Origin of the sequence: Lysinibacillus alkalisoli (genome assembly GCF_014643595.1) — a bacterium.
Classification (GTDB): domain Bacteria; phylum Bacillota; class Bacilli; order Bacillales_A; family Planococcaceae; genus Metalysinibacillus; species Metalysinibacillus alkalisoli.
Map to the genome: position 1 here is coordinate 45,161 of NZ_BMJT01000009.1, position 14,572 is coordinate 59,732.

Below are 14,572 nucleotides of genomic sequence, written 5' to 3' on the forward strand. Positions count from 1 at the left end.
TCCTTATAATAAACTAGCAAACTTATCTTCTTTTTGTTTTTCTGGGTACACATGAATTTCACGATTCGTTACTGCACGATTGATTAATGTTTCATAGTCTGTTTTCTCTTCAAAATGCTCTACTTTATCAAGCTTAGGCTTTGTTTTAGGATTAGCTGGTGTAAATATTGTACAACAATCTTCATATGGGCGGATTGATGTTTCATATGTCCCTATCCTTTCTGCTATGTCAATTATTTCTAGTTTATCATAAGAAATTAATGGTCGCAAAATAGGTGTTGTTGTCACAGCATTAATGGCTGTTAAACTATCTAATGTTTGGCTTGCCACTTGTCCTAAACTCTCACCTGTTACAATAGCTAAAGCACTAATCTCCTCACGTACTTTATCCGCTACACGCATCATCATACGGCGTGTTGTTGTCATTGAAATATTTTCAGGTACTTCTTCTTTGATTTTTAATTGGATTTCCGTAAAGGGAATAATGTGTAGGCGAACATTCGCACCAAACTTCGTTAACTCCTTAGCTAAATCTCGCACTTTCTCTAATGAATTTTCACTCGTATACGGTGGACTAAAGAAATGAATGGCATCAATACGCACGCCACGCTTCATCATCAAATATCCTGCCACAGGACTGTCAATTCCACCTGATAACATTAATAACGAACGTCCATTCGAACCAATAGGCATACCCCCTGCCCCTTGTATTACTTCTGCCATCATATAAACGGCATCTAATCGCACTTCAATACGTAACTCCAATGCTGGTTTACGCATTTGCACTTTCAGATTTTGATACGTACTTAATACTGTTCCCCCAATTTCACGTTGGATAGCATGTGATTGTAAAGGAAATTTTTTATCTGTACGTTTCACTTCTACTTTAAAGGTATAAGTGGTATCTTCGTATTGTTTTAACACGTACTTGGCTAACATTTTCATTTGTTCCATATCTTTTTCACAAGAAGCTACAGGACTAAAGGATTGAATCCCAAAAACATGAGGTAATCTTTTTACTAGTTCTTCTTTCATTTCCTCACTATCAATAGCAATGAACATGCGGTCATGTTCTGTGCGAATCGTTAATGGTGGTAAATCTGCGCAAGAATAGCGAATGTTTTGACGCAATCTCCGCACAAAATCCATTTTATTTTTACCTTTTGTTGATAACTCACCATAACGTATTAAAATTTCTTTCCAAACCATTATTTACTCTCCTTTTAAACTCGCAATTACTTGTTTAATCTTATGACAAGCTTGTTGTATTTCTTCATCTGTTAATAAACTGCCTAGACTTAATCGGACAACACCTTTACGATAAGCTGTATCCACCTTCAATGCTTGAAGCACATGACTTTCTGTTTGTTGTTTGGAAGAACAAGCACTCGAAGTAGATGCAATAACACCTTCCTTTTGCAAGGCATTAATAATAATTTCACCACGCAACTCTTTTATGCTAAATGTAATAATATGCGGTGCACATTGCTTAGTTGAAATCATCTGTACATCTTGAAAACAACCTAATACCTCCATCAGTTGGTGCTGGTACTTGCGATACTTCATTTCATTCATAGCTTGTTCACGCTTTGCGATACGCATTGCCTTGGCTAAGACAACATTTTGAGCAACCGCTACAGTCCCGCTGCGTAAACCATGTTCTTGCCCTCCACCTAATAATTGCGGGACAAGTAGTGGCCGGTTAGCAAAGGCTAAAATACCTGTGCCCTTTAAAGCATGTATTTTATGCCCTGACACGGTCATCACGTCCATGCCGTCTTGAAAACTAATAGGTAATTTACCAAAACTTTGTATCGCATCCACATGCAAAAATGCACGACTTTGTGTTTTTACTAAGCGCGCAATAGCTTGTATGGGTTGAATCGCTCCCATCTCATTGTTCACATGCATAATGCTAACAAGTACAGTATCTTTGCGTAAAGCTTGCTGCAATGCCTTTAAAGAAATTTGACCTTCTTTGTTCACTGCTAAATAAGTAACTTCATAGCCTTGCTCAGCAAGTTTAGCTATCGGATTTAACACAGATGGATGCTCAATAGCTGTTGTAATAATATGTTTACCAATGTGTTGATGTTGTTCAGTTAAGCCAAATATTGCTAAGTTATTTGACTCTGTTCCACCAGAGGTAAATATAATATGCTCACCCTTTGTGTGTAGCACTTCACCAATTTGCTCACGTGCTCGTGTTAACAATTGATTGGCTTCTACACCCTTTTCATGAATTGAAGCAGGATTCGCATAGTATTGTTCATTAATGGTTACAAATGCGTTTAGCACGTCTTGATAAGGGCGTGTTGTTGCACTATTGTCTAAATAAATCACTTTAAAATCATCCCTCGTTAAGATTTTACACATAAAAATAAAAGAGTTCTCCCTCACATTTGGAGCAACTCTAACAAAAAGGCTATCCAATTGGCTCATTGGATAGCCCAAACTATTATAACGTGAATCGAATGCTTCGTACACTACTTAATAATGACTTTTTCAAGGTCTTGCTGTACCACTTGTTGAATCCTCGCTAATGCACCAGGTTCAATCGCTTCTACAGCATTGCCTGCTTCTTCTAATGCTTTCGTATATTGCCTAGCGTTAAAAGCTTGCTCAGCTTCTGTTAAACGTTCGTCTAACATCGCATTTGTAGAGCGATAACGATTCCCATACTGTATAATGCGTTCAATCATTACTACTTTTTCAATCATTTCTTCACCCGCTACGTGTGCTTCTAACATATTGGTCTCAGCAGCCGTTAAATGTTTTTTTACTTCTTCCATGTTTAACGGTACTTCTTGTAAATTTTGTTTCACGACATAAATTAATTCGGCAACGTCATCTAACTTTGCTTGCAATTTATGCGGTACACCTGGTGTATTTGCTTTTTGTAACTTACGCTCAATATCCACAAGTTGACGTTCGACAACCGTTAAACGTTCTCTTGCGTCATTCTCATGAACGCGTAGATTAGCTAATCTTTTTTCAAAGCTTTCTTGTATTTTCGCAATGCTCTCCATTTCTAATTCAATTGCTTGCAATTCTTCACGCAAGCTAGAGTATGCTGATTGTTCTTCTGCAATTTGTTGTGCTAAAATATCGTATCTTTTTTGTAACACTTCCAAATGTCTTAAGCTATCTCTTGGCACCTCAGCGTCTTCTGCTGATAAACGATAACTCTCTTGCACATACTCTGCTTCTGTTAACGTTTTTCTTGTGTTTTGCATCAATTTAAAAATAGTATTTAATAATGCGTCTCCGTGACGATCTGTATATTGTTTAGCGACAACCTCATTTTCTAACACATCATAGAAGCCATCAATCTTTTGATTCAAATGTTCCACACGAGGCTGAATGGTCTCCAAGTGTAAATTAGCAATATCTTTTTTTAATGCTGCTAATTCCTCATCGACCGCTGTAAAGGCAATTTGCAACTCTAAATGCCTCAAATAATAACCTTGCGCTTCCATCTCTTTGTAACCTGTACGAATTTCGTCTAGTGCAGTCGGAATATTAGTTTGAATATCTGTCAGCAACCCTGGTATATCTTGAATCAATGGTAAGAATAACTGTGCTTCTGTTTGCAAAGATAAAACGAGCTCTCTTGCTTCTAAATAATTGCCTTGTTCGGTTAATCTTTCAAAGAGCTCACTTGCTGGTTCAAACGCTTCTAGACGCTCTTCTAAAGCTGGTAATGCTGCACCGAATGCGTGCTGATGGGCTAGTAATGTTTTTCTCGCGGTGCGGTATGTTTCTCGTAATTCTTCCATCTCAACTCGATTTTTCTCTTCGCTACCCATTAATTCATTAAGTTCGTCCAGGATTTTTTGCTGGTCTTGTGCAGCTCGCTTTAAATATTCTCTAATTTCCTCTTCATAGGCAGTGGCACGTTTAAACTTTAGCGCACGTATGCTATCTTCTACATCGAATAATAAATCATCAATTTTTTTCACAAACGTTACTTTGATTTCATCATTCATTTTGCGCCAACGCTCAAACATTTCTTCTGTTTGCCCATTCATGTTCAACGTTTTAACTTTAGTTAGCTCCTCGTTAATCGGCTTATTTTGCATTAACGATTTTTCTTCCTCTAATTTAACAAGTATCGTTTTATGTTTTTTTTGCTGTTGCATAATAACGAGTATGATAACAAGTAGTATGACAATCGGAATGATGATATACTCCATCGTAAGCCTCCTGTTCCAAATCCATATCGGTCGATTTCTATACAATAGTAGTTTACTATCCATTATATACTATACGTGCGTATTTTGTAGGGATTTTTAGTGCTTTTATCATTTACATCATAAAAAAAGGTTGTGTTAAATTTGAAAAGAGACGGACATATCCATACACCATTTTGTCCACATGGTTCTGCAGATGTATTGGACGCTTATGTAGAAAAAGCTATTGCGAATGGTTTTACTGAAATTTCATTCACTGAACATGCACCGTTACCACCTTCTTTTGTTGATCCTACGCCTGATCAAGATAGTGGAATGAGTTTTGCTTCTTTAGAAACATATTTCACCGAAATCGCTCATGTTAAACAAAAATATGCGAATACCATTAAAATTAATTGTGGTTTAGAAGTCGATTTTATTGAAGGCTACGAAGAAGAAACCACAACATTTTTAAATACCTATGGCAAAGAATTAGATGATGCTATTTTGTCTGTACACTTTTTACAAATCGCTACAGACTATTATTGTATTGATTTTTCACCTGAAGTATTTGAGGCATTCGCTCATAGAGTAGGCTCAATCCCTAACGCCTATGCACATTATTACCGCACTGTGAAAAAATCCATCACAACGGATTTAGGGCCATTCAAACCTAAACGCATAGGGCATCCTACTTTGATTCACAAATTCCAACATGCACATCCGTACCATGTAGATGACGAAGCTATGGTGAAAGATATACTATTAGCGATGAAACAGCATGGGTTGGAATTAGATCTTAATAGTGCTGGATTGCAAAAACCCCAGTGTTTAGAACCCTATCCACCATATGCTTACTTTTCTTTTATCCAGGAAATTGAGCTACCCTATGTATTTGGCTCTGACGCGCATACGGTGAAGGGTTTACATCAATATTATGAAGCGATTCAGAAAGGGTTGCATTATCATGTTTGAGACAACAAATTACAACGGTACTTTAGCAAAACAATACGATCAAGTGACCGCACAATTACAAGCTTTATTAGCAGGTGAAAGTAATCATATTGCTAATCTTAGTAATACAAGTGCATTGCTCAATCAATTTCTTACAGATATTAATTGGGTGGGCTTTTATTTACGTGAGGATGACCAACTCATATTAGGGCCATTTCAAGGGTTGCCAGCATGTGTGCGCATACCTTTAGGGCGTGGGGTTTGTGGTACAAGTGCAGCAGAGGATAAAACATTGCGTATTGCGGATGTCCATCAATTCCCTGGTCATATTGCCTGCGATGCGGCATCACGCTCTGAAGTCGTTATCCCTCTTCGCAAAAATAATGTAGTCATTGGTGTTTTAGATATTGATAGCCCCATTGCCAATCGATTTACAGAAGAAGATCAAGCTAGATTAGAGCAATTGGTTAAAGTATTAGAACAGCATCTATAAAAAATGATACAAAAAATGTTAGACCGAAATACATCGGCCTAACATTTTTTAAATTTATCAATGACTAACCGCAATATTTTCATGTTCGCCATACACAACAAAACGATTTTTCCCGCTATTTTTAGCTACATATAATGCATCGTCTGCTTGTGAAAAGATGGATTTAAAAATCTGTTGTTCATTAACATCCCACGTAATTAAACCTACTGATATTGTAACTTGAGGATTGGTAATGACAGGCATAGTCTCTACAAACTGTTGTGCGATTTTACGTGCTTTCTTCGCATCAATATTCGCCATGCAAACAGCCAATTCCTCACCACCCCACCGCGCACATATGCCTCGGTCTGCTACCATTTCTTTTAATTTATTGGCAATTTGGATTAATACCTCATCCCCAATTTGATGGCCATACGTGTCATTCACACGTTTAAAGTTATCAATATCAATTAACAAAAACATGCCTGTTGGTGTATCTGTTAATACTTGTTCAACATATTTATCTAAATAACTACGCGCATATAATTTTGTTAAATGATCACGATCTACCATTTCTTGCAATTTATTTTGTAACATCGTATTAGCCATCGCTAAAGAAGAATGGTGTATCAATGACTGCATTAACTTAAAACTATCAAAAGGGAAATAATAAGGGTCTTTATGCAAGACCATACAGTACCCTTGGATTTTTTCTTCTATTAAGATAGGGGCTGCCATAATCGAGTTATAGGTTACAGGCTCATTCATTTGTCTATTAAAATCTGCTATAAAAATAGGGTCTTTGCTAAAACTAAATTGCTGATTGATATAGTTAATATACGGATCTGCATCACTTGTGTGAAAAAGTTCTGTGCTTTCTTTCACACTAAAATTATTGCCGTCTTTAAACATGAAACAAATTTGATCAGGCTGAAATGATTTTTTTAATTGATCTTTTAAGAAAACAAACATTTCGTTTAAGTCCATCTTCAAGTTAAGACGGTGTGATGTTTCATTAATCAATTGCAAGTCGCTAATTAATCGATGCGACTGTCGATATAACTTAGCATTTTCTAACGCATTACCTGAGGCATCTGCTAGCATGCGAATATATTCTTTTTCTCTCCCTGAAAACACGTAACCTTCTGGGCCTGAGATTTGTAATATGCCATAAATAGCTTGTCTCCCCTTAATGGGTGCATTTAAGATGCGACGCTTTAAATCCGTTGCATGTTCAAATGTTAGCTCTCCAGACACAAAAGCCTCAATTGTAGCTGGACGCTCGGAAGCATAATCAAATAATTTAATGTTTAATGTCAGCTCACGATCTTGGTCATTAGACAAAATTAATTCGATTTGCAAATGTGGAATATGTTGTTGTAAAGCCATTAACATATTCTCTAATATGACATCCACATCCATTGTAGAGTGGAATAAATCTGTAATTTGAAACAACTTACGATATTGCTGTTCATTTGTTTTTTCATTTGATAATTGATCTATTTTATACATTAAATTCGTAATCAATAGTAAAAACTCTTGAAGATATTGTGATGATGCAAACGCTTCCCATTTAGATGTGGACTGTATTAATAAGACACCATTAGGTTTTTTAGCCTCTTTTTTTAAAGCAATCGCATGTGTAATTGCATCATAATGTTGATAATTTTTTAACAAGACAGGTTTCGGTACGATGGCGCTTTGGAAAAAGTAAGGTTCAATCATTACCCATGAAATGGCATCTTGAATAATATGATCTTGAACATTTTTTCGAATTGGCAACAATAATTCTGATTCAAATTTTAAAAAGGTGCTATTAGTAATATCAAAATATTTTTCCAAGCACGAATCGAGTATTTTTACATATTGATAAAAATCACTGAATCCCAACTCATTGTCCATAAGCAAACTCAACACATCTGACTTAATATTTTTTAAGGTTTGTTCATGTCCTGTCATCATCTCACCCTTATTTTCATTCCTTTATTTTTCACATATTTAAAGATTAGTATACACCAACCATGACATTTTGACTATTATTAATTATAACTTTATACACATACAAGTCGCATACAACTTCAATTTTATATCTATTTTTGCATTATTGGTAGTAAATAGACCTAACACAAGAAAGATTTATGAATTTTTTTATTAAAATTAGCCCTATAAACGAATTGACTTCGTTTCTTGAAAAAGCTATACTGAAATTTGTGTAAAATAATGCAGCAGTTATATGCGATAATATTAATTTTATTCCTCTATTTTGTCAAAGTAGAAGGTGTATCTTGTAACCTTTATAGTCGGCTGCATGGGTGAAGGTACATGAAAATAAAATTGTAGTACTCGTTAGATATAACTGGTTTGTTTTACAACAAAAACCAACATTTAAAGGAGGAGACACAATTATGTCTCGTTATACAGGTCCATCTTGGAAATTATCTCGTCGTCTTGGTATCTCTCTAAGCGGCACAGGTAAAGAAATCGAAAAACGTAACTACGCACCAGGTCAACACGGCCCAACTCAACGTAAAAAACTTTCTGAGTATGCTTTACAATTACAAGAAAAGCAAAAATTACGTCATATGTATGGTGTAAATGAGCGTCAATTCCGCACTTTATTCAACAGAGCTGGTAAAATGCCAGGTAAACACGGTGAAAACTTCATGGTACTACTTGAAACTCGCCTTGACAACCTAGTATACCGTATGGGCTTAGCACGTACACGTCGTGGTGCTCGTCAATTAGTTAACCACGGTCACATTTTAGTAGATGGTAAACGTGTTGATATCCCTTCATTCAGCGTTAAAGTAGGTCAATCTATTTCTCTACGTGAGAAATCTCAAAACCTTACTGCTGTAACAGAAGCTATCGAAGTAAATAACTTTGTTCCAGACTACGTTACTTTTGACGCTGACAACAAAGTAGGTACTTTCAACCGTATGCCAGAACGCTCTGAGCTTTCTGCTGAAATCAACGAAGCTTACATCGTTGAGTACTACTCTCGTTAATCTTTGTTATTTCATCGTTTTATGTGCAACACCTCACTTTTGTGGGGTGTTTTTTCTATGTTAGTATAACGCAAAACATCTGAAATTTTTCTGAATAATGAAGCTATGGCAATACAAACTTGCGACAACCCATATATGACAACAGGCACTAACGAATTAATATTCGCCAGTGCCTGTTTTAATCATCTATTATTGAAAAGTTACCATAGTATATTTCTTTTTACCTCGTCGAACAATGATAAACGCATCATCTAAACGCACACTTTCATTTACAATAAAGTTTACGTCTTGTATACGATCACCATTCATTGAAATAGCACCGTTTGTTACGTCCTCGCGCGCCTGTCGTTTAGATGGTGAAATACCTGCTTCTACGATAAATTCCACAATATTTTTATCTTCTTTAGTCATTTCTGCTGTTGGCACACCTTTAAATGCATCACGCATCTCACCTGTCGATAATGCTTTTAAATCGCCAGAGAATAAGGCTTGTGTAATACGTTGTGCCTGTTCTAATGCTTCTTGACCATGAATAAGTCTTGTCATTTCTTCTGCTAGCGCCTTTTGCGCTTTGCGTAAATGTGGCTCTTCTTCCACAGCAACAGCTAATGCTTCAATTTCCTCTTTGCTTAGGAAAGTAAAGATTTTCAAATATTTTACAACGTCATTGTCTGCTGCATTAATCCAAAATTGATAAAACTCATATGGTGATGTTTTTGTAGCATCTAACCACACTGCACCACCTGCTGTTTTACCAAACTTTGTACCATCTGCTTTTGTTACTAATGGAATTGTAAAACCATAAGCTTTAGCCGCTTCATCATGTGTACGACGCAATACTTCAAGACCTGTTGTTATGTTACCCCACTGGTCAGAGCCACCAATTTGCATACGTACTTTATGATTATCATATAAATGCACAAAGTCTGCTGCTTGCATTAACATATATGAAAACTCTGTATATGAAATCCCTTGGTCTAAGCGAGAAGCTACATTGTCTTTAGCTAACATATAATTCACACTTAATAATTTGCCATAATCACGTAAGAAGTCGATTAATGACAATTGACCAATCCAGTCATTATTGTTTACTAATTTCGCAGCGTTATGACTTGCTGCATCGAAATCAAAAATCATTTCTAATTGTTTTTTTATTCCTTGCACATTTTGTTCAACTTGCTCAGGTGTTTGTAATTGACGCTCTTCAGAACGACCAGATGGGTCACCAATCATCCCCGTAGCTCCACCAACTAATAATACAGGGCTATGACCATGCATTTGGAAGCGACGCAATGTTAATAAAGGCACAATGTGACCAATATGCATAGAATCTGCTGTTGGGTCCACACCACAATACAATGCAATTTTCTCTTCATTCAATAGGGATGCCATACCTTCTGCATCTGTTTGTTGATATAGCAAGCCACGCCATTCTAAGTCTTGAATTAATTCGTTTGTCATTATGTTTTCCTCCCAATAGATGCGTGAGGACAAAAAAAGCCCTACACGCAATTTGTTTGCATGCAGGGACGTTTATGTGGATAAACGCGGTACCACCCAGCTTGAAGAATTTAATGTTCTTCCACTCTTTTCACCATAACGCGGCGTGGCACGTTTTGCTCCCGAAACGTAATTCATTTTCACACTATGGCTAACTTGCAGCAACCGTTAGCTTTCTTCACAGGGAATGTAAAAACTACTCAAATTCGTTCAACACAAAAGAAGTATAAAACTTATAGTAGCTATTCTACAGCTTTTTAGTTCATTGTCAATAAATATATTTTCATAGGTATGAATTATGCTATAATAAACAAGATTTATAGGAGGTCGATGAAGTGAAAGATTGGATTGCTAAAATCAACCAACGCATCGAACATTTTTTTGAAAAACCGTGGATGTCTAAAGTTCGTATTTCAAGTGGCATCGCTTGGAATCTTAGCTTAATATTTATTGTAATGCTTATTTTAGGTGGCGTTTTTGCTGTATCAGTAGGCGCTGGCTATTTTGCATCGCTTGTTAGCAAAGAACCTTTACGCACGGAAAAAGAGATGCGTGACCTCGTTTTCAATTATGAGGAAACGAGTGAAATGTATTTTGCCGATAATATTTACATCGGGAATGTTCGTACAGACTTAGATCGTCGCGAAATTGCATTAGATCAAATATCACCTTATGTGATTGATGCTGTACTTGCTACTGAGGATGAGTACTTTAGAGATCATAAAGGAATTGTGCCAAAAGCATTAATTCGTGGTGTACTACAAGATGTTACTAACTCCTCTAGTCAAACTGGCGGCTCTACATTAACACAACAACTTGTTAAAAACCAAATCTTAACGAATGAAGTATCTTATGAGCGTAAAGCAAAAGAAATTTTACTCGCTATGCGCCTTGAACATTTTATGTCAAAAGATGAGATTTTAGAAGCTTATTTGAATGTAATTCCCTATGGACGTAATGCCTCTGGGCGTAATATCGCAGGTATTGAGACAGCTGCTCAAGGCGTTTTTGGTGTGCATGCTAAAGATTTAACTTTAGAGCAAGCAGCGTTTTTATCAGGTATTCCACAAAATCCATTTACCTACACACCATTTACTAATTCAGCTACTGTTAAAAGTGATGAATTTTTAAAAGCTGGGTTATTACGTATGAAAACAGTATTAGATCGTATGTTAGAAACAGGCTATATTACAAAAGCTGAGCATGATCAAGCTGTGGCTTACGATATTACAAAAGATTTTACAACACCACAAGCTCGTCCTGAAGATACCTACCCATGGTTAACATACGAAATTGAGCGTCAAGCTAAAGATGTTGTGGCAAGATTACTTGCAGAAAAAGATCAAATTGATCCAAAACGTTTAAAAGAAGAAGAAAATTTACGACAAAAATATTTAGTTTTAGCGGACCGTGAAATCCGTTCTAAAGGTTATCGCATACACTCTACAATAAAAAAAGATATTTATGATACTATGCAGCAAATTTCTAAAGACTATCCTTATTATGGACAAACTTATACCGAAATGATTTATGATGAACAAGCTGGTAAAGAAATCGAAGTGCAACAACCTGCTCAAACAGGTAGTGTGTTAATTGAAAACAAATCCGGTCGCGTCTTAAGCTTTGTTGGTGGTCGTGACTTTGAAATTGAAGAATTAAACCATGCCACGCAAGCGCCTAGACAAAACGGGTCAACGATGAAACCTTTACTTGTTTATGCACCTGCTGTTGAATACGGGAAGATTGGTGCTGGTAGCCCTGTTGTTGACGTAAAATATCCTGGTGGCCCTAGCAACTACTACGCTGAATACGAAGCTGGTTTAATACCTGCCAGAGAAGCTTTGGCACTGTCCTTAAATATTGCAACGTCAAGACTTTATCATAGCATTTTAGACCAAAACCCTACTTCATTTTTAGAGAAAATGCAGTTTTCAAGATTAACAAAAGAAACAAAATCTAATCCAAGCTCTGCTTTAGGTACAGTTGATACAACTATTCAAGAGAATACTAACGCTTATGCTACATTAGCCAATAATGGGCAATACGTTGAATCTTACATGATTGAAAAAATTGAAGACCCTTCAGGCAATGTAGTTTATCAGCATAAATCAGAAGCTGTAGATGTTTATAGCCCTGAGACAGCTTATATTGTTTCGGATATGTTAAAAGATGTTTTGCGAAAAGGTACAGGTGAAGCTGCTCGTAAAAACTTAAAGTTTGGTTACGAGTTTTCAGGAAAAACAGGTACCACTGAGGAATATAAAGATGTGTGGTTTGTTGGCTATAATTCACAAGTCACACTTGGTACATGGATTGGTTATGACCAACCTCGTACTTTGTACGCTTTTAATAATGCCTATATGGAACCTAGTAAACGTGTTAATGTATTATGGGCACAACTAATGAACGGAATTTATGATATTAATCCTAACTTAGCTGCGCCAAAAGAAGGGATTAAACGCCCTGATAATGTAGTATACGCTTCGTTTTGTGGCATGTCAGGTATGGCACCTTCTGCTGCTTGTTCCAATGCTGGCTTAGTGCGCAGCGATTTATTTAATGCTAAAGTATTTGTGCCATCTAAAGCAGATGATAGTATGTCTAGCGCTGCTGTTGTTATGATTGGTGGACGATATTACAATGCACTAGCAAGCACTCCTGCTGAATTTGTTCGTCGTTCAGGTGGTGGCTTAAACCCTAATTTTGTAAAGCGTATGTTATCACCTTTAGGTGGTAATCCTGCAAAATTAATTCCTAAAGGTTCATCTTTAACTACAGGAATTGCAGCTGGCAACTTCCCTGTAGATGGCGCAGCACCGGCTGCACCAGGTGTCTCTATGAATGGGAATGTTTTAAGTTGGTCACGCTCTGCTTCTGCTGATGTGGTAGGTTATCGCGTTTACTCGGGCAATGCATTAATTGCTTCCATCCCCGAATCTGGACCTTATAGCATTACTGTGAATCCAGGAGCTAGTTATGTGGTTGTAGCTGTTGATATTGAAGGTAAATCTTCTGGCGCTTCTAATGCGGCCTACTCTAAACCAGTAGAGCGACCAAGAGAACAACCAAACACAAATAACAACAATACTACAACACCACCACCTACAACAGAAACAACACCTGAAGAAAAACCACAAGAACCTACAACACCTGAGGAAAAACCGCAAGAGCCAGAGCCATCTACTCCGCCTGAGGAAGAACCTCAAGAACCCGCTGCATAAAAGAACATATACAAAATAACTGAGATACAAAGAAAAATGTTAGACCGAAAATTCCGGTCTAACATTTTTTGCTGTTATAGTAGCTCTATAGCTAACTTTATTATTGTTTTATGTCAAAATGCCTTTTAAAATTGTCACAGCTTCATTAATCTCAGATTGACTAACTGTCAAAGGTGGTAATAAACGAATCACATTAGGGCCAGCTTGAACAAGTAATAGACCATTTTCTTCTGCCTTTTTTACATAACTTGCAGCAATCGGCTCGCCACAATCAATACCTAATAATAACCCTTGCCCTACGACTTGATATCTCTCTGGTAATTGTTGTTGCAAAGCTTGTTTAAAATAGGTAGATTGTTGTTGAACCTGTGCCATAAACGCTGGCTTAAATACATGATCTATGACTGCTGTCGCCACTGCAATAGCTAATGGGTTACCACCGAATGTTGTCCCGTGTGAGCCAGGACCAAACGTGTCATAAAACGCTGCTGTCGCTAAAACAGCACCTATTGGAAAACCACCCCCTAAACCTTTAGCTAGTGAAATGATATCTGGCTTTAATGTCGTCTGTTGGAAAGCATACGGTGTTCCTGTTCTGACAATACCTGTTTGTACTTCATCAATAATTAATAAAATTTGATATTCATCACATACTTCTTGTATCGTATTGGCAAATTCAGGTGTTACAGCATTTACACCACCTTCTCCTTGAATCACCTCTAACATAATAGCTCCAATGCTCTCATCAGCTACTGCTTTTAGAGCTTCGCAATCATTGAAAGGGATGGTAGTAAACTTTCCTAGTAATGGGCCAAACCCTTCTTTTACTTTATCTTGACCAGTTGCTGCCATGGTAGCATATGTGCGACCATGAAAAGATTTTTCAAATGTGATTACATGGTGTCGACCAGAGTGTTTGCGTGCTAATTTAATGGCAGCCTCATTTGCCTCTGCTCCACTATTGCAAAATAATGCGTGCGATAAATGTGTATTAGCTACTAATTTTTTTGCTAATGCTTCTTGTTCAGCACTTTCAAATAAATTAGACACATGCCATAACTGTTCACTCTGCTTTTGTAATGCTTCTATGAGCATAGGATGGCAATGCCCCAAACTAAGCACTGCGATACCACTTGTAAAATCTAAATAGCGTTTATTATGTTGATCCCATACTTCCGTGCCTTTTCCTTTCACAAGCTGTACAGGACGTCGACCATAATTATTGAATAATACCGTCATACCTAT

10 protein-coding genes and 1 other annotated feature are annotated in these 14,572 nt (G+C 37.0%); of the genes, 4 read left to right on the top strand and 6 right to left on the bottom strand.

Annotated elements, in window-relative coordinates:
• Positions 1–3: 3 nt before the first annotated feature.
• The 3 genes from thiI to IEW44_RS12910 all read right to left on the bottom strand — a co-directional run bounded on the left by thiI (position 4) and on the right by IEW44_RS12910 (position 4,196).
• On the bottom strand, positions 4–1,209 hold the full coding sequence (gene thiI / locus IEW44_RS12900) for a tRNA uracil 4-sulfurtransferase ThiI (RefSeq protein ID WP_188615469.1): 1,206 nt from the start codon (positions 1,207–1,209) through the stop codon (positions 4–6).
• Positions 1,210–1,212: 3 nt separating this feature from the next.
• On the bottom strand, positions 1,213–2,343 hold the full coding sequence (locus IEW44_RS12905; RefSeq protein ID WP_229704244.1) for a cysteine desulfurase family protein: 1,131 nt from the start codon (positions 2,341–2,343) through the stop codon (positions 1,213–1,215).
• A 143-nt stretch (positions 2,344–2,486) separates the two neighbouring features.
• Complete coding sequence (locus IEW44_RS12910; protein WP_188615471.1) at positions 2,487–4,196, bottom strand: septation ring formation regulator EzrA; 1,710 nt, start codon at positions 4,194–4,196, stop codon at positions 2,487–2,489.
• 141 nt (positions 4,197–4,337) lie between these two features.
• On the opposite strand from IEW44_RS12910, the gene hisJ reads away from it, so the two are divergent.
• Positions 4,338–5,147, top strand: a complete 810-nt coding sequence (hisJ, locus tag IEW44_RS12915) for a histidinol-phosphatase HisJ (RefSeq protein WP_188615472.1) — start codon at positions 4,338–4,340, stop codon at positions 5,145–5,147.
• Entirely contained in the window at positions 5,140–5,619 is a 480-nt protein-coding gene (msrC, locus tag IEW44_RS12920) for a free L-methionine (R)-S-oxide reductase MsrC (protein WP_188615473.1), read from the top strand. The genes hisJ and msrC overlap by 8 nt, the downstream gene beginning before the upstream one ends.
• A 57-nt stretch (positions 5,620–5,676) precedes the next feature.
• Here the strand turns inward: msrC and IEW44_RS12925 are convergent, their stop codons facing one another.
• Positions 5,677–7,557: a sensor domain-containing diguanylate cyclase gene (locus IEW44_RS12925; protein WP_188615474.1), complete on the bottom strand. Its 1,881-nt coding sequence runs from the start codon at positions 7,555–7,557 to the stop codon at positions 5,677–5,679.
• A gap of 446 nt (positions 7,558–8,003) precedes the next feature.
• Here IEW44_RS12925 and rpsD point away from each other — a divergent pair, with 446 nt between their 5' ends.
• Complete coding sequence (gene rpsD, locus IEW44_RS12930) at positions 8,004–8,606, top strand: 30S ribosomal protein S4 (RefSeq protein WP_188615475.1); 603 nt, start codon at positions 8,004–8,006, stop codon at positions 8,604–8,606.
• 189 nt (positions 8,607–8,795) lie between these two features.
• Here rpsD and tyrS read toward each other — a convergent pair whose 3' ends face one another.
• A complete protein-coding gene (gene tyrS / locus IEW44_RS12935; protein ID WP_188615476.1) occupies positions 8,796–10,067 on the bottom strand; it encodes a tyrosine--tRNA ligase in 1,272 nt (423 codons plus the stop codon).
• 61 nt (positions 10,068–10,128) lie between these two features.
• Positions 10,129–10,329: a binding site (T-box leader), on the bottom strand.
• A 112-nt stretch (positions 10,330–10,441) separates the two neighbouring features.
• On the opposite strand from tyrS, the gene IEW44_RS12940 reads away from it, so the two are divergent.
• The gene (locus tag IEW44_RS12940) at positions 10,442–13,327 is read left to right on the top strand and encodes a transglycosylase domain-containing protein (protein ID WP_188615477.1); all 2,886 of its coding nucleotides are present in this window, start codon (positions 10,442–10,444) and stop codon (positions 13,325–13,327) included.
• A 108-nt stretch (positions 13,328–13,435) separates the two neighbouring features.
• Here the strand turns inward: IEW44_RS12940 and argD are convergent, their stop codons facing one another.
• Complete coding sequence (argD, locus tag IEW44_RS12945) at positions 13,436–14,566, bottom strand: acetylornithine transaminase (RefSeq protein WP_188615478.1); 1,131 nt, start codon at positions 14,564–14,566, stop codon at positions 13,436–13,438.
• Positions 14,567–14,572 lie beyond the last annotated feature (6 nt).

Bases quoted from the DNA above. Each gene is read 5' to 3' on its own strand.
- thiI (WP_188615469.1), bottom strand. From the start codon at position 1,209: ATGGTTTGGAAAGAAATTTTAATACGTTATGGTGAGTTATCAACAAAA.
- IEW44_RS12910 (WP_188615471.1), bottom strand. From the start codon at position 4,196: ATGGAGTATATCATCATTCCGATTGTCATACTACTTGTTATCATACTC.
- msrC (WP_188615473.1), top strand. From the start codon at position 5,140: ATGTTTGAGACAACAAATTACAACGGTACTTTAGCAAAACAATACGAT.
- IEW44_RS12925 (WP_188615474.1), bottom strand. From the start codon at position 7,557: ATGACAGGACATGAACAAACCTTAAAAAATATTAAGTCAGATGTGTTG.
- rpsD (WP_188615475.1), top strand. From the start codon at position 8,004: ATGTCTCGTTATACAGGTCCATCTTGGAAATTATCTCGTCGTCTTGGT.
- tyrS (WP_188615476.1), bottom strand. From the start codon at position 10,067: ATGACAAACGAATTAATTCAAGACTTAGAATGGCGTGGCTTGCTATAT.
- argD (WP_188615478.1), bottom strand. From the start codon at position 14,566: ATGACGGTATTATTCAATAATTATGGTCGACGTCCTGTACAGCTTGTG.